Genomic DNA, 20,839 nt, shown 5'->3' with positions numbered 1-20,839 from the left:
CTCAGCGCCCCAGATAAACTTCGATGACTTTGGGATTGGCGGTGACGTGATCGAGTGAGCCTTCGGCCAGCACCGAGCCCTCGTGCAGCACCGTGACCTTGCACTCCAGCCGGCGGACGAACTCCATATCGTGTTCGACGACGACGACGGCGCGGGTCTTTGCGGCCTCTTTCAGCAGGTCGGTGGTGTGTTCACGCTCGGCCAAGGTCATGCCGGCGGCAGGTTCATCAACCAGCAGAAGGCGGGGTTCCTGCGCCAGCAGCATGCCGATTTCGAGCCATTGCTTCTGGCCGTGGCTGAGCTCCCCAGAGGTGCGCATCAGCGCGTCGGAAAGTCCGACCTCGGAGGCGAGCTGTTCGACGCGGCCGAGATCCTTGAAGGAGGGTTTGTAGAACAGGCAGGAGAAGGAGGCGCGCGGGTTCTTCAGCGCCATCAGCAGGTTGGCGTGGACGGTCTGATCCTCGAACACCGTGGGGCGCTGGAATTTGCGGCCGATGCCAGCCTGGGCGATCCTGGCTTCGTTCATCTTGAGCAGGTTGATGGATTTCTCGCCCCAGATGACGCGGCCCTCGTCGGGTTTGGTCTTGCCGGTGACGATGTCCATGAAGGTGGTCTTGCCCGCACCGTTCGGGCCGATGATGGCGCGCATCTCGGACTCGCCGATCTGGAAGGACAGGTTGCGGATGGCCTTGTAGCCGTCGAACGTGACGGAAACGCCGGAAACTTCGAGCAGTGTGGGCATTACTTGCGGCCCTCCCCTTCGCGCAGGGCACCCTTGTCGGGGCCGTAGTCTGCGCCGTGACGGTTGGGGGCGATGCGGTCGGTGATCAGGTCGACCAGCCCGCCGATGCCCTTGGGGGCGAACAGCGTGACCAGCACGAACGACAGGCCGAGCAGCACCAGCCACCAGTCGACCCAGTCGATGGTGTAAAAGCCCAGCGGGATCGAGGGCACGCCGCCGCCGGTGAACCATGTGGAAACGAGGCTGACCAGCGCCGCGCCGATGACGGCGCCGTAGAGGCGGCCGCGCCCGCCGATGGCGACCCAGACGGCGAGGTAGATCGAGGCGATCGGCGCGACCTCGCCGGGGTTGATGATGCCGGCCTGTGGGTAGTAGAGCGCGCCGGCGATGGCGGCGATGATCGCCGTGAAGGTGAAGATGAACAGCTTGTAGCCCTCGACCGAGTAGCCGAGGAAGCGCACGCGCGCTTCGTCATCGCGGATACCGCGCACGACCGAGCCGAACTTGCCCGAGACGACCCAGGCGCAGACCAGGTAGCCGAGGGCCAGCGCAAAGGCCGAGCCCCAGAAGAACCACATCGAGATGTCGTCCTGCCCCGCCTTGACGCCGGGAAGGTTCTGCAGGCCCGACAGGCCGTTGTTGCCGCGCAGGCCGGATTCGTTCTGGAAAAGATAGAGCGAGAGCGCCAGCGTCATGGCTTGCGTCAGGATCGAGAGGTAGACGCCGGTGACGCGGGAGCGGAAGGCGAGCCAGCCGAAGACGAGGGCCAGGATGCCGGGCACGATCACCACCAGCGCCATCTGCGCCCAGAAGCTATGGGCGAAATACCAGATCGGCGGAAAGTCCGAGGAGCCGACGACACCAAAGATCTGGGAGCCGATGGCGTCCGTGATCTCGCCCGGGGTCGGGGGAATGGGAGAATTGGCGAGGGAGCCTGCGACGATGATCTCGGTGCGGGCGTACATCAGCCACATGCCGACCATGTAGCCGCCAAGGCCAAAGAAGGCGAAGTGGCCGAGCGAGAGGATGCCGCAGTAGCCCCAGACGATATCCATCGCCACGGCGACGAGGCAGAGGCAGAGCGTCTTGCCTAGCGTCTTGACGAAGGAGGTGGAGATCAGGCCTGCGCCGGTGGCCTCGCTCATCAGGGTGATGGCGAGGGTGAAGAGTGCAAGGCAGGCAAGGAACACCAGGATCGATGGGTTGCGGGCGATGAAGCTGCGTCTCATGGCATGGGGCCTTCGGCGTCTTTGGGGGCGACGGCGGGGGGGCGCTGCCCCCCGTCAGCGGCGCTGACTCCCCCCGGGATATTTTCAACAGGGAAACTTTTGACCGGCTTGTTGAGGTAAGCCGGGGGCAGCAGGGTCAGAGTGAAGGCGGCGGGGTACATCATCATGGGCGCGGCTCCGTACGGTCCCGGCCGCCGTCGATGACGGTGAGCGGGGGCGGTCGAGGTTGGCGGGGCGTTTGTAGGGGAACATGGTGTCAATCTCCCGCGGCGCGGCCCTTGAGGGCGATGATGCCCCTTGGGCGGAACTGGATGAAAATGATGATGAAGATGATCATGTAGGTTTGGGCGGCGAGGGTGTTGGAGGGGTTGAACCACTCGATGCCCTTTTGCAGCGAGCCGATCATCAGGGCGCCGAACAGCGTGCCCCAGATATTGCCGACGCCGCCGACCACCACGGTCATGAAGGACTGCACGATGTAGTCCTGGCCGAGCTCTGACGTGACCTTGGCGTAGAGGCCGATGGCGACGCCGGCGATGCCGGCAATGCCGGAGCCGAGGCCGAAGGTCAGCATGTTGACGTATTCGGGGTTGATGCCCATCGAGGCGGCCATCTTGGGGTTTTGCGTCACGGCGCGGGTTTCAAGCCCGAGGCGGGTCTTCTTCATGATGAAGAGGAACAGGCAGAGGAAGATCAGCGCCAGCACGAAGATGGCGATGCGGATATAGGAGATGCCGACGACATCGTTGATCACCAGACCTCCATCCAGCCAGGCGGGCGAGGTCAGCGGGCGGGCCTGGGTGCCGAAGATGTTCTTGGCGAGCTGTTGCAGCGCGATCGAGATGCCGAAGGTGGCGAGCAGGGTTTCCAGCGGGCGGGAGTAGAGCCAGCGGATCACCAGACGCTCCATCGCGACGCCAGCGGCGAAGGTGACGGCGAAGGCCAGCGGGATCGCGACGATGATCGAGACGGTGTAATTGGGGATGATTTGCTGAACCACATAGCCGGTATAGGCGCCCATCATGATGAATTCGCCATGCGCCATGTTGATCACGCCCATGACGCCGAAGGTGATGGCGAGGCCGATGGCAGCAAGGAAGTAGATCGAACCAAGCGAGAGCGCGTCGAGACAGAGGTCGATGAACTGCATCAGTCCGACCTTGAGGGCGGATTTGTGCAGGGCCGCGTTGGCAGCCTGCGTCACCTCGGAATTGGGTTCGGAGTAGGTCTCGTAGAAGGTGAAGTCATCGATGATCTCGTCAATCTCGTCCGTGGTGGCGGCGGCCTCGGCGGTGCCGGCGGCGACCAGCGCGTCATAGGCGCGGTTGCGGGCGGCATTGGTGCCGAGCTCGGCCACGGGCACGCCGCCGACAGCGCCATCGACGATATTGGCGGTCAGGGTGTCGCGCAGATCGCGGTCGTTGAGCAGGCGCGGCGCAAGGCCCTCGGCGACCAGCAGCTGATAGGCGGCCTCGCGCGAGAGGATCTCGGAGCCGGGCTTGATCTGGCGCGCGACGTTCTTGGCGTCGGGGAGGGTTTTCGCGGCCTTCAGCGTGGTGGCGACCAGCGGGTTCAGCGTGGCGCGGACATCGACGCCGGTGTCGCCCGCGACCTTTTCGATGGCGGCGATGCGGGTGGCGGTGTCGGCATCGAAGCGGATGGTCAGCAGGGTTTCCAGGTGTTCCTTGCGCGCCTTCAGGCCCGGGTCCGTCTCGGAGGCAATGGAGTCGCGCAGGGGGGCGAGGTGGCTTTGCTCGCCGTTGCGCTCAATCGCGTCGAGCGCCTCGGCGCGTTTGGCGGGGTTGGGGTCGGTCAGCTGGAATTTCACCAGAGCGACGGCGATCACGGCGCGGATGCCGGAGTTCGGTTTCAGCTGGTCGATGGCGTCCTTGTCGACGGTGGCGACGACAGCGCCGGTGTCAAAATCGATCAGGTCATATTGCTTGGCGTTCTTGACCGCCTTGAAGAACAGCCCGTCGGCTTTGCGCTGCCACATGTCGCGGTCGGCCCAGGTCACCAGCACGAAGGGCGCCTGCGCCAGGCCAGAGGCGGCGACGGCATCAATCGCGGGCTGAATGGTCACGCGGGAGCTTTCGACGATCAGCGCGGCATTGGCTTGCAGGATCGGCTGAATGCTGGCGTCCTGAGCGCGCGCGACCGGGGCCAGTGTGGCGAAGGCAAGGCCGACCACCAGCGCAAGAGCTGTTGAAATGCGTTTGATCATAATGTCCTGCAGGCCGGAAGGAGGAGACATGCACACTGCAATGGAGAGCGCGCCTTGGGTCGGGCGGAACCGCTGAGGGAGGAGGAGAACCGCCCCGCCCGAGAGCTGTCAGGGCATCAGGGCCACTGACATCGCCGATATGTGAGGGGCCCGGAGAGGCTCCGGACCCCGGTCACATCAGTAGTTGGACTTCTGCTGCACGCAGGTTTTGGTTTCGGTGTTGTACATACCGCAGTCCAGCGTCACCCAGTCGGATTCCAGCACTGCGGATTCCGGCAGGAAGTCGGTCCAGGCATCGCCGGGAACCGGATCGGTTTCCGAGATGATGTCGAACTGACCATCGGCCTGAATCTCGCCGATCAGAACCGGCTTGGTCAGGTGGTGGTTCGGCAGCATTTCCGCCACGCCGCCGGTCAGGTTCGGGAAGGTCTGGCCGGGCATTGCCTTGATCACCGCGTCAACGTCGGTGGTGCCGGCCTGCTCAACCGCCTGCACCCACATGTTGAAGCCGATATAGGTGGCTTCCATCGGGTCGTTGGTCACGCGATCGTCGCCCATGCGGGCTTTCCACGCCTTGATGAAAGCGGTGTTGGCGTCGGATTCAGCGGATTCGAAGTAGTTCCACGCGGCCAGGTGGCCAACAAGGTTGGAGGTGTCGAGACCGGAGAGTTCTTCTTCGCCGACCGAGAAGGCGACGACGGGGATATCGTCAGCCGAGACGCCCTGTGCCGCCAGTTCCTTGTAGAAGCCGATGTTGGCGTCGCCGTTGATGGTCGAGATCACGCCGACTTTCTTGCCGTCTGCGCCAAGCGCCACAACGTCAGAGACGATCTTGGACCAGTCGGACTGACCGAAGGGGGTGTAGTTGACGAAGATGTCTTCAGCCGCGATGCCTTTGTCTTTCAGGTAGGCTTCGAGGATGTTGTTCGTGGTGCGCGGATAGACATAGTCGGTGCCGAGCAGAGCGAACTTTTCAACGCCGAGTTCATCGAGGAAGTAATCGGTGGCCGGGATCGCCTGCTGGTTCGGCGCGGCGCCGGTGTAGAACACGTTGCGCGAGGATTCTTCGCCCTCGTACTGCACCGGGTAGAACAGCAGGCCGTCGAGCTCTTCAATCACCGGCAGCACGGATTTGCGCGACACGGAGGTCCAGCAGCCGAACATGACGTCGACCTTGGAGACGGTCAGCAGTTCACGCGCTTTTTCCGCAAACAGCGGCCAGTCGGAGGCCGGGTCGACGACAACCGCTTCCAGCTGTTTGCCCAGCACGCCGCCCTTGGCGTTCTGTTCGTCGATCATCATCAGAACGGCGTCTTTGAGAGTGGTCTCGGAGATCGCCATGGAGCCGGAGAGCGAGTGCAGGACACCGACCTTGATGGTGTCTTGTGCATAAGCGGAGCCTGCCAGCAGGATCGAGCCCGCAGCGGCGCCAAGCATCGTTTTCAGAAAGTGCGACATAGGATGGTTTATCCCCTCATTAATGCCGCGTTGAGGCGGGGTGGTAATCCAGATGTCATTTGAAAAAACATCCGCTCCCCCCTACATGTCCTCAAGCAGCTTTACAGTTGTGTTTGTGCGGTGGTGACCGAACCGCCAGATTGGATGCCACCGCACGTCCCTTGATGCTCCCGTCCCGGGTGCAGTCCAATCAATGCCGCAACGTCGGGGGAATCCTACGATGCTGCATACAACCCTCGAGCTGATTCAGGGTGAGCGCCCAACGGATAGGCAGCCACTGCGGCGACTGCGCAAAAATTAAGCTGACAGAAATCAGGAATACGACATTCGTGCGACACAGCTGAGTCGCAAGATTCCGCCGAATGGGTGGGTGATTTCGCCCGCCGCTGGCAAAATTCAGCCCAAATCAGACAAATTTTGCAAAATTACAGCGTTGAACCGCTGAAAGCAGGCGATTATGCGGTCTCAGCTGATTGCGTCTGTGTCCGCATCATCGCTGAAAGCGAAGGCAGGCAGTGCCGAAAAGGCATCGCGCAGCGCCACGCCCCAACCCGAGGAAATTTCCTGGAAATAGCCGTCATCCGCCTCGACCCGGCCCATCAGGCCACGGCTCAGCGTGTTGCTGCGGTAGATGTGATAATCCAGCGGCAGCGCGACCGAGAGGTTGGCCTTGATGGTGCTGTCGAAAGAGACCAGCAGCAGTTTCATCGCCTCTTCAAACGACATGTCGGGATCATAGGCGCGGATCAGGATCGGACGGCCATACTTCGTCTCGCCGATCTGGAAGAAGGGCGTGTCGGTGCTGGCTTCGATGAAGTTGCCCTCGGGATAGATCAGGAACAGGCGCGGTTCGCCGTCCTTGATCTGGCCGCCGAGCAGGATGGTCGCGCCGAAGGTGACGGTGCTGGCCTTCTGGCCATTGCCGTCGTGACCCGAGATCACCTCGCGCAGGGTCTGGCCGACCAGCTGCGCGACCTGAAACATCGAGGTCAGGCGTTCGATATCGGGAGAACGTTCATCCGGGCTTTTGCCGCGTTCCTGCAGGATCGAGATCACGGCCTGCGTCGTGGCAAGGTTGCCGGCGGTCATCAGCGTGATGGAGCGATCGCCCTCAACATCGAAATGGAACATCTTGCGGAAGATTGAAATGTTGTCGACGCCGGAGTTGGTACGGGTGTCGGACATGAAAATGACGCCGCGATTCAGCATCATCCCTACGCAATATGTCATCTGTCAGGCGCTCCGTTTCCGACTCGGGTATCAGTATGCCCGAGCCGGAAGACTCTATTGCTGAACTTGTAACGAAACGCAAAGCTCTTCTGCGGCGTCGCCCTGACGCAAACCGTGCACCGGGGCGGCTTCGCCATAGTCTCGGCCAAGAGCCACGCGCACATAACGGTCATCAGGACAGACCGCATTCGAGACGTCGAACCCGACCCAGCCGAGGCTGTCGATCCAGACTTCGGCCCAGGCGTGGCTGGCCTCCTGATCGACGACTTCGTCCATCAGCAGATAGCCCGAGACATAGCGCGCGGGCAGTCCGAGGTGGCGTGCGGCGGCGATCATGATCTGGGTGTGATCCTGACAAACCCCCTGCCCCTCGCTCGCCGCATCTTCGGCGGTGGTCGTCGACAGGGTCATGCCGGTGCGATAGGTCACCGCCTCGGCAATGGCCTCCGAAAGGCGGTGCATGCCATCGAGCTGGTTCGCCTCGGTCGCCTTTTTCACCTGCTGGGCGATCTTGCGGATCGTCGGCCCCGGCGCGGTGGCGGGCGTCTGTTGCAGGAACAGCCAGAGCGGCGCGAGGCCGGTCCCGGCACCGATGACGCCGTGCAGGTTCTGCACCTCGACCTCGCCCTGACAGGTGATGGTGACGCTGCTGGCGCCCGCGTCCATCTCGATCATCTCGGTGACATTGCGGAAATGATCGTCGTATTTGACCTGACGGGTCGCCCCTTCCAGCGTCGTGGTCCAGTTGAGGACATCCTGACCGATGCTGTTGCGCGGCGTCATGCGCAGCTGCAGCAGGGCGTAGTGCACCGGCCGGTCATAGCTATAAGTGGTTTTGTGGGTGATGTTGAGCCGCATAGGTTCCTACCCGTAAAAACGAAAATCTTCCTGGATCTGGGCCGCGAGACGGCCCGTATCCGCGATCGCGGATTTCAGGAATTCATGCAGGCCCTCGTCGAAGACCGATTCGATGTCGCGCCCGGAGAGCCGGGCGTGGATCTGGCTGGCCTGTTTGAGGCAGGGCAGTTCGGGATCCGCACCGTGATTGAGATAGCTGAGGTTGCCGACGATCTTGGAATGGCAGAACGCGAGCGAGCGCGGCATCCGCTTGTCCAGGATCATGAAGTCGGCAATCGCCATCGGCGTCACCTCGCCCTCGTTCAGCCAGCGGAAAGACCGGAACGCCGAAACCGAGCGCAGGATGGTTTCCCACTGGGCATTGTCCAGCGACGAACCGACATAGGCCGTCGAGGGCAGCAGAACGTAGTACTTGATGTCGAGAATGCGCGAGGTGTTGTCGGCCCGTTCGATATAGGTGCCGAGCCGCGCGAAATCGAAGATGTCGTTGCGCAGCATGGTGCCGTGCAGCGCGCCGCGCACCAGACTGGAATGCTGGCGGATCGAGGTCAGCACTTCGGCCAGGTTCTTGGTCGAAACCGGGCGCTTCATCTGATCCTTCAGGGTCATCCAAGCCTCGTTCACGGCCTCCCAGACCTCGGACGACAGAGCGGTGCGCACCATCTTGGCGTTGGAGCGTGCGGCCTCGATGCACGACATCACCGAAGACGGGTTGTCGCGGTCGCGCAGCAGGTAGTTGACCACTGTCGCCTGTTCAAAGTCGTCGTCGAATTTCGCGACATAGGCCGGGCGCACGCCCGCCGTCGCAACTATGGATTCCCATTCACTGTCATTGGACTCCTGCGCCCCGGTCAGGGCAATCCTGAACCCGGTTTCCAGCAGTCGTGCCGTATTTTCGCTCCGCTCAAGATAGCGGAACATCCAGAAAAGCCCACCGGCTGTCCGTCCTAGCATATCCACTCAGTCCCCCAGCACCCATGTGTCCTTGGTCCCGCCCCCTTGCGAGCTGTTCACCACCAGAGAGCCTTCTTTCAGCGCCACGCGCGTCAGGCCGCCTGCGGTGATATGCACACGCTTCGGGGAAACAAGAACGAAGGGTCGCAGATCCACGTGCCGCGGCGCGAGACCTGCTTTTGTCATGATCGGCACGGTCGACAGGGCGAGTGTCGGTTGTGCCACGTAATTGTCGGGGCGCGCCCGCAGTTTCGCCTCAAACGCCTTGAGCTCTTTCTTCGACGCCGCCGGTCCGACCAGCATGCCGTAGCCGCCCGAGCCGTGGACTTCCTTGACCACCAGTTCGGCGAGGTTGTCGAGCACGTACTTCAGGCTGTCTTCCTCGGAACAGCGCCAGGTCGGCACGTTCTGCAGGATGGCCTTTTCGCCGGTATAGAACTCAACGATATCAGGCATATAGGAATAGAGCGCCTTGTCGTCCGCGATGCCGGTGCCGGGCGCGTTGGCGATGGTGATATTGCCCGCGCGGTAGGCGTCCATGATCCCGGGCACGCCCAGCAGGCTGTCGGGATTGAAGGTCAGCGGATCGAGGTATTCGTCGTCGACCCGGCGATAGATCACGTCCAGCGCCTTGTAACCACGGGTCGTGCGCATCTGCACACGGCCGTCGATAACGCGCAGATCGCTGGACTCGACCAGTTCAGCGCCCATGTGATCGGCGAGGAAGCTGTGTTCGAAATACGCCGAGTTGTGGATGCCCGGCGTCAGCACGGCCACGGCGGGCTTGGTGCCGTTGAAGTTCGGCGGCGCGCATTCACCAAGCGAGCGACGCAGCTCGGCCGGATAGGACGACACCGGGCGCACCTTCATCTTGGTGAAGAGCTCCGGGAACATCTGCAGCATCGTCTCGCGGTTTTCCAACATGTAGGAGACGCCGGAGGGCGTGCGGGCGTTGTCTTCCAGCACGTAGAATTCATTCTCGCCGGTGCGCACCAGATCGGTGCCGACGATATGGGTATAAACGCCGCCCGGCGGCATCATCCCGATCATCTGCGGCAGGAAGGCGGCGTTGCGGCTGATGATATGCTCAGGCACGCGGCCCGCCTTCAGGATCTCCTGCTTGTTGTAGATATCCGCGAGGAAGGCATTGAGCGCGCGCACGCGCTGTTCAATGCCCTTTTCCAGCACACGCCATTCCTTGGCGGAGATGATCCTCGGCACGATATCAAAGGGGATCAGGCGTTCGTCGGCATCCTTCTGTCCGTAGACATTGAAGGTGATCCCGATGCGGCGGAAGAAGGTCTCGGCCTCGGCCGATTTCTTCAGCAGCGATTTGGGATCCTCGTTGGCGAACCACTTCTGGTAATCGGCGTAGGGCGAACGTGCATCGCCGCCCTCCAGTACCATTTCATCAAAAAATCGTCTTTCGGTCATGCTACCCCCGGACCTTTTATTTTTACCGTCGGCGCTCCGGATCTGCGCCCGGACTTTCATCGTTGCTCAGGCATTGGCCATCGCTGACTGCCTGATCGTTGCAGAGGCCGTGGCGGGATGCGAGACCACCTGCTTCAGATGGGTCGCTTTCGTCGTCAGAATGTCGGCCATCTGCACAATTTTATCGCGCTGCTTGCGGGTCGTGTGAGTGTTGACTTATGGCAACCGCGCGCTCTGGCAAGGGCGCAGCGGCCTCCTCCGTTGCGCATGGTCTGCGACCGTGTCCTTTGATTTGCCGGGTTTTCCGTCAAACCGTCAAGGGGTTAGCGCAGACTAAATTGCCGGATGCAGCAAAGCGTCTTTTTTCCCTGTGCGGTTGCGCGGCGTTCCTTGAGCGGTCGCAAGGGGGCCAGAGCTGCGCCATGCGGTGCCGTCGGGTGGCGACGCTGCATCCTGGAGCAGGCGGGCCGTCCCCTTGGCATCGAGACGGGCGCGCATTGCAGGCGCGCTTTCCCGCCGATCAAAAAAACGCGTGTTGAAACGCTGGTCAACAGGGCAACAGCGCTCTACCTTGCGGGGTGAGCCCTTTCCCGCCCCGACAGGCATGCGTGCAAAACGGTGCGTGTGCCACCGTCGGCGGCCGACCCCCAGCATTCAGAGGTTCCGCGCTTAAATGACGACGCGTTCTTCCGCCGCCAGAGCCGCCACCACAACCGCAGTCGCGCTTGCCCTTGCTCTGACCTCCATCACGCCGCTTGGCGCCGCCGAGGTGGTTCTGAACGCGGGGTCCAACACGGAGCTGTCGAGGAGCCTGCGCGAGGCCTCGCTGTCGGTCTCGGCGATCGAGACCGATGACATCACCGACCCGCAGGAGCTGATCGCCGCCGCACAGGCCGATTACAAGCGTCTGGTCGCGGCGCTCTATGACAAGGGCTATTTCGGCGGCACCGTGTCGATCAAGGTCGACGGGCGCGAAGCCAGCAGCGTGTCGATCCTGAACCCCAAGACGGCGGTCAACCAGATCGTCATCGACGTGGTGCCGGGCGAAAAGTTCACCTTTTCCGACGCCACCGTGACTCCCCTGCCCCCCAAGGCCGAACCGACCGAGGGCTTTGAGGTCGGCAAGACCGCCGGCACCGGGCTGATGCGCCGCGCCGCCAAGAACGGCGTCGACGCCTGGCGCGACGAGGGGCATGCCAAGGCGCGTGTCGAGAGCCAGCAGATCACCGCCAATCACGACACGGATACCGTCGCCGCCCGCTTTGGTCTGGAGCCGGGGCCGCGTCTGAGCTTCGGCAAGGTCCGCCTCAGCGCGCGCAGCTACGACAGCAATGTGCGCCCCGAACGCATTCTGGCCATTGCCGGGCTGCCCGAAGGCGAGGTCTATGATCCGACCGAGGTGGCGCGTGCCGAGACCCGTCTGCGTCGCGCAGGCTCGTTTGCTTCGGCGGTTGTGACCGAGGATGACGCGATCACCCCGGTCGACCAGCTGGGCACCAGCGTCGATGTCACCGACGCCAAGCCGCGCCGTCTGGGCTTTGGTGCCGAGATTTCCAGCACCGAGGGGCTGACCCTCAGCACCTACTGGATGCATCGTAACCTGTTCGGCGGGGCCGAGCGGTTCCGCGTCGATGGCGAGGTCGCCGGGATCGGTGGCGGCACCGGCGGCATCGACTACAGCCTTGGCGTGTCGCTGACCCGCCCCGCCTTCCGTCACCCCGACATGGACCTGACCTACAGCGCCAAGATCAGCCGCGAGGATGAGCCGAGCTATCTCGCCTCCTCCGCCACGGCCAATGTCGGTGTGGACCGCTATATCAATGAAAAGCTGACGGCCAACCTCGGCCTCGGCGTGCGGGTGTCGCGCACCGAAGATGATCTGGGCGAACGGGATTTCTATCATCTGCTGCTCAACAGCGGGCTGACCTGGGAAAACCGCGACAACAAGACCGATCCCACCAAAGGCATCTACGCCGAAGCGGCCATCATGCCCTTCATCGGCGTCTCAGGCTCGGCTTCGGGTGTGATGTCGACGGCGGATATCCGGGGATATCAGCGCCTTGGCAGCGACAAGTTCGTTCTGGCGGCGCGGGTCCAGCTCGGCTCCGTCGTCGGGCCCAGCCTCGCCGAGACGCCCTCGGACTGGCTGTTCTATTCGGGCGGCGGCGGATCGGTGCGCGGTCAGGCCTATCAGTCGCTCGGGGTGACCAGCGGCGGCAATACCACCGGCGGACGCAGCTATGGCGCGATCAGCACCGAGCTGCGCGCCCGGATCGTGGGCAACTGGGGCGCCGCGGCCTTCGTCGATTATGGCTATGTCGCGGGCAGCGAAACCTTTGAGGGTGGCGAATGGCAGGGCGGCGCCGGTGTCGGTGCGCGCTACTTCACCTCGCTCGGCCCCGTGCGTCTGGATGTTGCGGTGCCCGTCACCGGCTCCAGCAATTCTGTTTCTGTTTATGTCGGTATCGGGCAGTCCTTCTGATGATCAATCGCTCTCTCACTCTGCTGCGCACCGCCCTGCTTGCCCTGCTGGTCTGCCTGTCGGTCGGCCCCGCCGCCATCGCGCAGGATGCCAATGACGACGGTCAGGGCTTTCTGACCCGCAAGATCCAGGATCTGCTGTCGGGTGCGGGCCGTCAGGTCAGCATCTCGGGCTTCACCGGGGCGCTGTCCTCCAGTGCGAGGATGGCCCGGCTGAGCATCGCCGATGACGAGGGCGTCTGGCTGGAGCTGAACAACGCCGAGCTGGACTGGAGCCGCACCGCCCTGCTGCGCGGCCGTTTGCAAGTGCAGAAGCTTTCGGCGGAGTCGATCACCCTCTACCGCTTGCCCAAGAGCGACCCCAAGTCGACCTCTCCCGAGGCGTCGGGATTCTCGATTCCCGATCTGCCGGTCGCGATCAATATCGACGAAATCAATATCGCCAAGTTCGATCTGAAAGAGCCGGTGATCGGTCAGGCCGCCGTGATCAGCCTGACCGGCCGCGCCGCGCTGGCCGATGGTGGTCTGGACGCAGCCCTCGACATCCTGCGTCAGGACAAGGACGGACAGGTCAAGCTGAGCGCAAATTATGACCCCGAACAGGGCCAATTGGCCGTCGATATCGGCGTGCAGGAACCCGAAGGCGGCATCGTCGCCAGCCTGATGAACCTGCCCGGACGTCCTTCGGTCGACATGACCATCGCCGGCACCGGCCCACTGGACGACTACAAGGCCGAAATGCTGCTCGACACCGACGGCGAGCGTCGCCTGACCGGGACCGTCAGCCTCAGCGGGCGCGACGATGGCGGGCGTGAGTTTGCCCTGCAGGTCGGTGGCGATCTGACGCCGCTGGCCGCCCCCGATTACCGCGAGTTCCTCGGCACCGATATCGGCTTTGTCGCGACCGGCACCCGCGCTGCCAATGGCGCGATTGATCTGCAATTGCTGCGCCTCAGCTCGGCCGCGCTGAACATTCAGGGCAAGCTGGCGATGGACGAAAACGCCAAGCCCGCCAGCTTTGATCTGCGCGGCACCCTCGCCTCTCCCGCGGGAGAAGAGCGCGTCGATCTGCCCTTCGCGTCCGGCGTGTCGCTGGCCTCGGCGACGATGAATTTCACCTATGATCGCAGCACCTCCAACGACATGTCCGGCCAGATCGAGGCGCTGTCCCCGACCTCCAGCGGCTTTGCGGCGGAAAAACTGGTGCTCAGCCTGTCGGGTCCGCTGAACGAAACCGGCACCAGCCGCGCCGTGATCGGCTTTGACGCCACGGGCCTGTCGGCGACCGACCCTGCCGTGGCGCAGGCGCTCGGCGACCAGATCACCGGCTCTGCCGCCGTGGTCTTTGGCAGCGGCCCCGTGCGGGTCGAGGATCTGAAGGTCGACGGCAAGGCGCTGACCCTTGCAGGCTCGCTCAACTTCACCCCGAACGAGGGTCAGGCCCAGTTCGATCTGGCGGCCAATGCCAAGCTCAAGGATCTGGCGGCCTTCTCCTCGCTCTCGGGGTTGTCGCTGCAAGGGCAAGCCGATCTCGACATGAACCTGGAACTGCAACTGCCCGCAGGCACGGCAAAACTGACCGCCACAGGCAGCGGCACGAATATACGCACCGGCATCGCACAGGCCGATGCATTGCTGACAACGCCCGTGCAGCTAGAGCTTGATGTCGATCGCGGCGAACAGGGCATCACGCTCAACAACCTGATCCTCGGCACCGAAGCGCTGCGCCTGACCGGACAAGGCCGCCTTGGCAGCAAGGATGGCGCCATCACCTACAACCTGCACCTTGCGGATGCGGGGCTACTGACCGGCGCGGATGCCGGTCCCGTCGATGTCTCTGGCGCGATCAGTCAGGGCACGGATGGGCTGCGCGTCACCGCCAAGGGCGGCGGTCAGGACCTCGCCCTCGGCATCGCGCCTGTTGATGCGCTGCTGGCAGGTGGGCTCGACCTCGATGTGTCGCTGCTGCGCCCGACCGAGGGCCCGATGCAGCTGGAACGCGCCCTGATCCAGAGCGATGCGCTGCGCCTCAACGCCTCAGGTGCGATTGATCCCGCCGCCATGGCGCTGGACGTCGATGCGCGTCTGGCCAACTCCGCCGTCTTCACAGGGGGCAAGGCCGGTCCGCTGACCCTCGCCGGTCAGGTCCGCACCGAAGAGGGCGGCGTGATCCACGCCATCCTGTCGGGCGGCGGCGCCAATATCGGCACCGGGATCGCAGCCGTCGATGCGCTGCTGAACGGGCAGACCGACATCAACGCCGATGTGCTGGTCGACGGCGGGCTGATCACCATCAAACGCGCCGATGTCACCACCCCCGGGCTGACCACCAAGGCCACCGGCACGATGCAGGACGGCGACCTCGCCCTCGACCTCACGGCGAGCTTGCCGAACTCCGCCGCCCCGCTGGGCGGTCGCGCGGGTCCGCTGACGCTGAGCGCCAATGTCACCGGCAGCAATGGTGGCTACCAGATCACCGCCAACGGCTCTGGTCAGTCCATCGGCATCGGCAATCCGCAGATCGACTCCCTGTTTCGGGGCGAGACCAGCCTTGTCGCCAATGTCGGCATGGCCGCAGATGGCACGATCAAGATCAACGAAGCCCGCCTGTCCTCCACCGCCGTCAGCGCCAGTGCCAGCGGCACCGTGGCGAATGGCGCGCCCGATGTCAGCTTCACCGCCCGCCTCGACAATATCGCACGGCTGGTCGACGGGCTCAGCGGCCCACTGTCGCTCGACGGCACCGCGAAGCCCGGGCCGAACGGCGCCACGACGCTGAACGTCACCGCAGACGGCCCGGCGGGGGCGAATGCACGGATCGCGGGCGATGTGCTGATGCCGAACGGCGCGGTCAATCTGACGATCAAGGGCGCGGCGCCGCTGGGCCTTGCCAACAGCTTCATCGCGCCGCGTTCGGTCTCGGGGCCCGCCAGCTTCGACCTCGCGATGAACGGCCAGCCGGGGCTTGCGGCCCTCAACGGCCAGATCAGCCTCGACAATGCCCGCCTTGTCGCGCCCACGCTCGGACAGGTCATCGATGGCATCTCGGGGCGCGTGACGCTCTCCGGTGGGCAGGCCAATCTCGATCTGCGCGCCACCCCGTCCGAGGGCGGCCAGATTACAATCGCTGGTCCTATCGGCCTTGCCGCGCCCTATCGCGCCGGGCTGAACGTGGCGCTCAACAACGTCATCGCGACGCAGGCCGGCCTCGCCACCACCCGCCTCAACGGCCAGATCAAGATCGATGGCGGGCTGACCGGCGGCGGCACGATCTCCGGTCGCATCGGCCTCTCGGATACCGAGGTGCGCCTGTCCTCCGGTGGCTTCGGCGGTCAGGAAGCCATCCCCGACATCCGCCATATCGACGAACCCCGCGCCAGCCGTCTGACCCGCGAACGTGCCGGGCTGATCGGTGACGACAGCAAATCCGACAGCGGCAGCGGCAGTGCCTCCGGGGGCCTCAACCTCAACCTGCTGGTGGCCACGGACACCTCCGTGTTCATCCGGGGGCGCGGCCTCGACGCTGAATTGCGCGGCCAGCTGCAATTGCTCGGCACCACCTCCAGCGTCGAACCGGTGGGCGAATTCGACCTCGTGCGGGGCCGCCTCAACATCCTGACAAAAAGGCTTGAGCTCACCGACGGCTCCGTCCGCCTCGCCGGAGGGTTCGAGCCGATCATCCACTTCGTCGCCACCTCGCAGAGCGGCAGCTACACCGTCTCCATCGCCATCGACGGCACCGCTGCGGATCCGGAGGTCACCTTCTCCTCCAACCCAGGCCTCCCCGAGGACGAGATCCTGTCGCAGCTGTTCTTCGGGCGCGGCATCGACACCCTCTCGGCCCTGCAAGCTGCGCGCCTCGCGGCGGCCGTCGCCACGCTGACCGGCTCCGGTCAGGGCGGCGTGCTCGACAAGATCCGCTCCAGCACCGGTCTGGACGACCTCGACATCTCGACGACGCAGGACGGCCAGACCAGCCTGAAAGCCGGGAAATACATCAACGAAAACGTCTATACCGAAACCGAAGTCACCGGCGACGGCGAGACCAGCCTCTCGATCAACCTCGACCTCTCCAACACGGTCAAGGCCAAGGGCGCGGTCAAGACCGACGGCGAAACCAGCCTCGGTATCTTCTTCGAAAAAGACTACTGACCCCACTACATGCAAAGGGCCGGGCCCAATCGCCCGGCCCCCACAACACGTCCCTCCCCTGTCATCTTGCCGGAAATACTTCAGGGGTGAATTGAGGCCCCTTTGTGCCTCAAGAGGGGGCAGCGCCCCCTTCCCCCGCCCGCCGCAGGCGCAACACTCCCAAGACATGCACGCACGAAAAAACCCGCGGCGCCCGCTCAGGGCCACCGCGGGTTTCAATCCCATCACCTGTCGCAGGTGTCAGTCGGCCGCAGCCTCGGCGCGGCTCTTGCCGCTGACGTTCATCGCCAGCGTTGCCGCCATCAGCCCGTCCAGATCCCCGTCCAGCACACCGCTGGAATCCGAGGTCTCGAAGCCCGTGCGCAGATCCTTCACCATCTGGTAGGGCTGCAGAACATAGGAGCGGATCTGGTTGCCCCAGCCCGCATCGCCCTTGTTCTCATGGGCCTCGTTGATCGCTGCGTTGCGCTTGTCCAGCTCCAGCTGATACAGGCGCGATTTCAGCGCCTTCATGGCGATGTCACGGTTCTGGTGCTGCGATTTCTCGGAGCTGGTCACCACGATGCCCGTCGGAAAGTGGGTAATCCGCACAGCCGAGTCGGTGGTGTTGACGTGCTGCCCACCGGCCCCGGAGGAGCGGTAGGTGTCGATGCGAATGTCATTCGCAGCCACTTCGATCTCGATATTGTCGTCGACAACGGGATAAACCCAGACCGAGCTGAAGCTGGTGTGACGGCGCGCCGCGCTGTCATAGGGGCTGATGCGCACCAGACGGTGCACGCCGCTCTCGCTCTTCAGCCAGCCATAGGCATTGTGGCCAGTGATCTTGTAGGTGGCAGACTTGATGCCGGCTTCTTCGCCCGCGCTCTCGGCCTGAAGCTCGACCTTGTAGCCTTTTTTCTCAGCCCAGCGGACATACATCCGCGCCAGCATGCTGGCCCAGTCGCAGCTCTCGGTGCCACCAGCGCCCGAGTTGATCTCGAGGAAACTGTCGTTGCTGTCGGCCTCGCCGTTCAGCAGCGCCTCCAGCTCCTTCTCGGCCGCCTTGGCGCGCAGCGCCTTCAGGGTCGCCTCGGCGTCGGCGATGACCTCCTGGTCATCCTCCATCTCGCCCAGCTCGATCAGCTCGACGCTGTCGTTCAGGTCGCGCTGGATGGCGTTATGGGTTTCGATGGCATCGACCAGCATCTGGCGGTCGCGCATCAGCGCCTGCGCCTTTTCCGGGTCGTTCCAAAGGGTCGGGTCCTCGACACGGGCGTTGAACTCTTCCAGCCGGTGCTGGGCCATGTCCCAATCCATCCGCTGGCGCAACAGCTCCAGCGACTTCTCGATCTCGGCTACAAAGTTCTGGGCCTCGGCGCGCATGGGCCACCTTTCCTTTATGGTATCAGAGCCGCGTGATATCCCAAGCGCCCGTTGCGGGCAAGGGCAGCGCACGCGACGCGGCAGGGCCGGCACACCCCCGAAGGGGCGCGCCAGCCTGCCTCAGTAGAGCCCGCCCGAAGACAGGGTGCCAAAGTTCGCCTTCGGCGCGATGGTCGTCGTCTCGCCGGTGGAGGTGATGATCTGCTGGCCACGCTGGGCATCGCCCGCCTCGCGGTAGAGCGGCAGATCCGAGCCCATGGCAAAACCACCGTCATAGGCGACACCAAAGATCGGCTCTTCGCCATCACGGAAATACTCGGCCACGACGTTGTTGCCCGAGGCCCCATCGGGCAGGCGTGCACCGGTAAAGCGGTCGATATTGATGAAATGGCCCCCCGGCGGCACCTTGAAGGACGCCCCACCGTATTCCTTGATCGCCTTGGTCATGAACTCCTGGAACACCGGACCGCAGAGCGTGCCGCCGTAGCCATGGCCGTTCATCATCGGGCGCGGGTTGTCGTAGCCGATATAGCAGCCCGCCACGAGGTTCGAGGTGAAGCCGATGAACCAGGCATCGCGGGCATCGTTGGTGGTGCCGGTCTTGCCTGCGGTCGGCACTGGCAGGTGCACGACCCGCGCGGCTGTGCCGCGTTGCACCACGCCCTCCATCATCGAGGTCAGCTGATAGGCGGTGATGGCATTCATCACGCGCTGGCTGTTGGAGATGATGTCCGGCCCCTGCCCTGCGGGCAGCTCCGGCTCGCGGCATTCGTTGCAGATGCGGTGATCGTGGCGATAGATGGTGTGGCCATTGCGATCCTGCACCCGGTCAACCAGCGTCGGCTCGACCCGCTCACCGCCGTTGGCGAACATCGCATAGGCCGCAACCATCTTGTAGAGCGTGGTTTCCTCGGACCCGAGGGCGTTGGCAAGGTAGGTGCCCATATTGTCATAAACGCCAAAGCGTTCGGCATATTCGGCCACCACGTCCATGCCGATTTCCTGCGCCAGACGAATGGTCATCAGGTTGCGCGACTGCTCGATCCCGGTGCGCAGCGGCGTCGGGCCGTAGTACTGGTTCGACGAGTTTGTCGGCCGCCAGGTGCCCTCAGGCGTCTTCAGCTCGATCGGGGCATCGATCACGATGGTTGCAGGGGTATAGCCTGAATCCAGCGCCGCCGCATAGACGAAGGGCTTGAAGGACGAGCCCGGCTGACGGCTGGCCTGTGTGGCGCGGTTGAACACCGACGCCTGATAGGAGAAGCCGCCCTGCATCGCGATGACACGACCGTTGTTGACGTCCATCGCCATGAAGCCGCCCTCGACCTCGGGCACCTGACGCAGGGACCAGTTGACGAAAGCGCCACTGTCGTTGGTGACTTCGCGCACCAGCACCACATCGCCGCGCTTGAAGTTGGCCTTGAAGTCGCCGCGCAGCCACTGGATGTCGGAGCGCGGGACGCTGTGTCCGCGCGCATCATCGGTCGGCACGCCCTCAATCCCGATGTCGAGGGTCTGATCGGCGACGTTGAAGACCACCGCCGGCAGCCACTCATGCCCGAGGGTAATGTCGCGCGGCACGCCGGTGTTGCGCAGGGCGTCGCGCCAGGTCGCCTCATCGGCCATCTGCTCTTCGGTCAGGCTCTTGCCGGTGCCGCGCCATTTGCCCAGCGTGCGGTCGAATTTTTCCAGCGCGTGGCGCAGGGCCATGGCGGCATCGGCCTGCATCTGGGGCTCGATGGTGGCGCGCACGGTGAAGCCGCCGGTGAAGAATTCATCCTCGCCGAAGTCCTGGCTCAGCTGGCGGCGGATCTCATCGGTGAAGTAATCGCGTGGCGGCAGGGTGCTGCGGAAGGCCGGATAATCGCCGCCCTGCACCGAACGGATCGGCTCGGCCACGGAAGCGGCATAGGTGCCGTCGTCGATATAGCCGTTCTCATGCATCTCGCGCAGCACATAGTCACGGCGCGCCAGCAGGCGGTCGTGGTTGCGCACCGGGTGGAAATCGGACGGCGCCTTCGGCATCGAGGCCAGCGTCGCCGCCTCGGCCGGAGACAGCTGGGACAGCGGCTTGTTGAAATAGGTCTGCGCCGCCGCCGTCACCCCGTAGGAGTTCTGGCCCAGAAAGATCTCGTTCAGATAGAGCTCAAGGATCTTGTCCTTGGGCAGGGTTTCCTCAAGCCGGGAGGCGAGGATGATTTCCTTGATCTTGCGCTCCAGCTTGCGATCGCCGGTCAGCAGGAAGTTCTTCATCACCTGTTGCGTGATGGTCGAAGCGCCGCGCACGTTCTTGCCGCGCGATTTCACCGCATCAAAGGCCGCCGACATCATGCCGCGCATGTCATAGCCGTGGTGCTGGTAGAAGTTCTTGTCCTCAGCCGAGATGAAGGCCTCTTTCACCAGATCCGGGATCTCGGACGCGGGGGTGAACAGGCGGCGTTCCTGGGCGAATTCGTCGATGATCCGTCCCTCGCCGGAATAGATCCGGCTGATGGTTTTCGGCTGGTAACTGGCCAGCGCCTCATGGCTGGGCAGGTCGCGGCCATAGATCCAGAACACGGCCCCGATGGACAGGGCTATCACGGCGACAGACAGCGTGATGAGGGTAAATATGGCTCCGAAAAAGGAGAGAACGAATCTGATCACGGGCGGCGCGCCTTTCTGGTTGAAAGCAGTATATAGGGCGGTGTGCCGGAGGGGTCAAAACACATC

12 protein-coding genes are annotated in these 20,839 nt (G+C 63.8%); 2 read left to right on the top strand and 10 right to left on the bottom strand.

The genetic code is table 11. The features are described from left to right. Position 1: 1 nt before the first annotated feature. From urtD to F3W81_RS00610, 8 genes are all read right to left on the bottom strand, one after another. Positions 2 to 742: an urea ABC transporter ATP-binding protein UrtD gene (gene urtD / locus F3W81_RS00645; RefSeq protein WP_193081666.1), complete on the bottom strand. Its 741-nt coding sequence runs from the start codon at positions 740 to 742 to the stop codon at positions 2 to 4. Next, the gene (urtC, locus tag F3W81_RS00640; protein WP_193081664.1) at positions 742 to 1,971 is read right to left on the bottom strand and encodes an urea ABC transporter permease subunit UrtC; all 1,230 of its coding nucleotides are present in this window, start codon (positions 1,969 to 1,971) and stop codon (positions 742 to 744) included. Before urtC ends, urtD begins: the two co-directional genes overlap by 1 nt. Positions 1,972 to 2,227: 256 nt before the next feature. Further along, complete coding sequence (gene urtB / locus F3W81_RS00635; protein ID WP_193081663.1) at positions 2,228 to 4,195, bottom strand: urea ABC transporter permease subunit UrtB; 1,968 nt, start codon at positions 4,193 to 4,195, stop codon at positions 2,228 to 2,230. Positions 4,196 to 4,372: 177 nt separating this feature from the next. Further along, on the bottom strand, positions 4,373 to 5,632 hold the full coding sequence (gene urtA, locus F3W81_RS00630; RefSeq protein WP_226942003.1) for an urea ABC transporter substrate-binding protein: 1,260 nt from the start codon (positions 5,630 to 5,632) through the stop codon (positions 4,373 to 4,375). Positions 5,633 to 6,118: 486 nt separating this feature from the next. Continuing rightward, positions 6,119 to 6,883 carry a peptidase gene (locus tag F3W81_RS00625; protein ID WP_193081659.1) on the bottom strand — a complete coding sequence of 255 codons (765 nt, stop codon included), beginning with the start codon at positions 6,881 to 6,883 and terminating at the stop codon, positions 6,119 to 6,121. A 54-nt stretch (positions 6,884 to 6,937) separates the two neighbouring features. After that, positions 6,938 to 7,741, bottom strand: coding sequence for a transglutaminase family protein (locus tag F3W81_RS00620; RefSeq protein ID WP_193081657.1), 804 nt, complete (start codon positions 7,739 to 7,741; stop codon positions 6,938 to 6,940). Positions 7,742 to 7,747: 6 nt separating this feature from the next. Beyond that, positions 7,748 to 8,695 (bottom strand): alpha-E domain-containing protein, encoded by a 948-nt coding sequence (locus F3W81_RS00615; protein WP_193081655.1) that lies wholly within the window; start codon positions 8,693 to 8,695, stop codon positions 7,748 to 7,750. A 6-nt stretch (positions 8,696 to 8,701) separates the two neighbouring features. Further along, the gene (locus F3W81_RS00610) at positions 8,702 to 10,129 is read right to left on the bottom strand and encodes a circularly permuted type 2 ATP-grasp protein (RefSeq protein WP_193081654.1); all 1,428 of its coding nucleotides are present in this window, start codon (positions 10,127 to 10,129) and stop codon (positions 8,702 to 8,704) included. Positions 10,130 to 10,802: 673 nt separating this feature from the next. Between F3W81_RS00610 and F3W81_RS00605 the strand changes: the two genes are divergently transcribed. Next, entirely contained in the window at positions 10,803 to 12,611 is a 1,809-nt protein-coding gene (locus F3W81_RS00605; protein WP_193081652.1) for an autotransporter assembly complex protein TamA, read from the top strand. Then, a complete protein-coding gene (locus tag F3W81_RS00600) occupies positions 12,611 to 16,762 on the top strand; it encodes a translocation/assembly module TamB domain-containing protein (protein WP_193081650.1) in 4,152 nt (1,383 codons plus the stop codon). Before F3W81_RS00605 ends, F3W81_RS00600 begins: the two co-directional genes overlap by 1 nt. Before the next feature lie 240 nt (positions 16,763 to 17,002). Here the strand turns inward: F3W81_RS00600 and prfB are convergent, their stop codons facing one another. Both prfB and F3W81_RS00590 read right to left on the bottom strand, forming a co-directional pair. Further along, positions 17,003 to 18,127 carry a peptide chain release factor 2 gene (gene prfB, locus F3W81_RS00595; protein WP_193081648.1) on the bottom strand — a complete coding sequence of 375 codons (1,125 nt, stop codon included), beginning with the start codon at positions 18,125 to 18,127 and terminating at the stop codon, positions 17,003 to 17,005. A gap of 120 nt (positions 18,128 to 18,247) precedes the next feature. Beyond that, complete coding sequence (locus tag F3W81_RS00590) at positions 18,248 to 20,773, bottom strand: penicillin-binding protein 1A (RefSeq protein ID WP_193081646.1); 2,526 nt, start codon at positions 20,771 to 20,773, stop codon at positions 18,248 to 18,250. Positions 20,774 to 20,839: the final 66 nt, after the last annotated feature.

This window comes from Pseudooceanicola spongiae (assembly GCF_014899185.1).
Taxonomy (GTDB): Bacteria; Pseudomonadota; Alphaproteobacteria; order Rhodobacterales; family Rhodobacteraceae; genus Pseudooceanicola; species Pseudooceanicola spongiae.
Note: the sequence above shows the minus strand (reverse complement) of the source record. Positions and strands in the feature narration are given on the sequence as shown.

Coding starts and splice junctions, on each gene's coding strand:
- F3W81_RS00605 (WP_193081652.1), top strand. CDS start 10,803: ATGACGACGCGTTCTTCCGCCGCCAGAGCCGCCACCACAACCGCAGTC.
- urtA (WP_226942003.1), bottom strand. CDS start 5,632: ATGCTTGGCGCCGCTGCGGGCTCGATCCTGCTGGCAGGCTCCGCTTAT.
- urtD (WP_193081666.1), bottom strand. CDS start 742: ATGCCCACACTGCTCGAAGTTTCCGGCGTTTCCGTCACGTTCGACGGC.
- urtC (WP_193081664.1), bottom strand. CDS start 1,971: ATGAGACGCAGCTTCATCGCCCGCAACCCATCGATCCTGGTGTTCCTT.
- F3W81_RS00615 (WP_193081655.1), bottom strand. CDS start 8,695: ATGCTAGGACGGACAGCCGGTGGGCTTTTCTGGATGTTCCGCTATCTT.
- prfB (WP_193081648.1), bottom strand. CDS start 18,127: ATGCGCGCCGAGGCCCAGAACTTTGTAGCCGAGATCGAGAAGTCGCTG.
- F3W81_RS00620 (WP_193081657.1), bottom strand. CDS start 7,741: ATGCGGCTCAACATCACCCACAAAACCACTTATAGCTATGACCGGCCG.
- urtB (WP_193081663.1), bottom strand. CDS start 4,195: ATGATCAAACGCATTTCAACAGCTCTTGCGCTGGTGGTCGGCCTTGCC.
- F3W81_RS00625 (WP_193081659.1), bottom strand. CDS start 6,883: ATGACATATTGCGTAGGGATGATGCTGAATCGCGGCGTCATTTTCATG.
- F3W81_RS00610 (WP_193081654.1), bottom strand. CDS start 10,129: ATGACCGAAAGACGATTTTTTGATGAAATGGTACTGGAGGGCGGCGAT.
- F3W81_RS00600 (WP_193081650.1), top strand. CDS start 12,611: ATGATCAATCGCTCTCTCACTCTGCTGCGCACCGCCCTGCTTGCCCTG.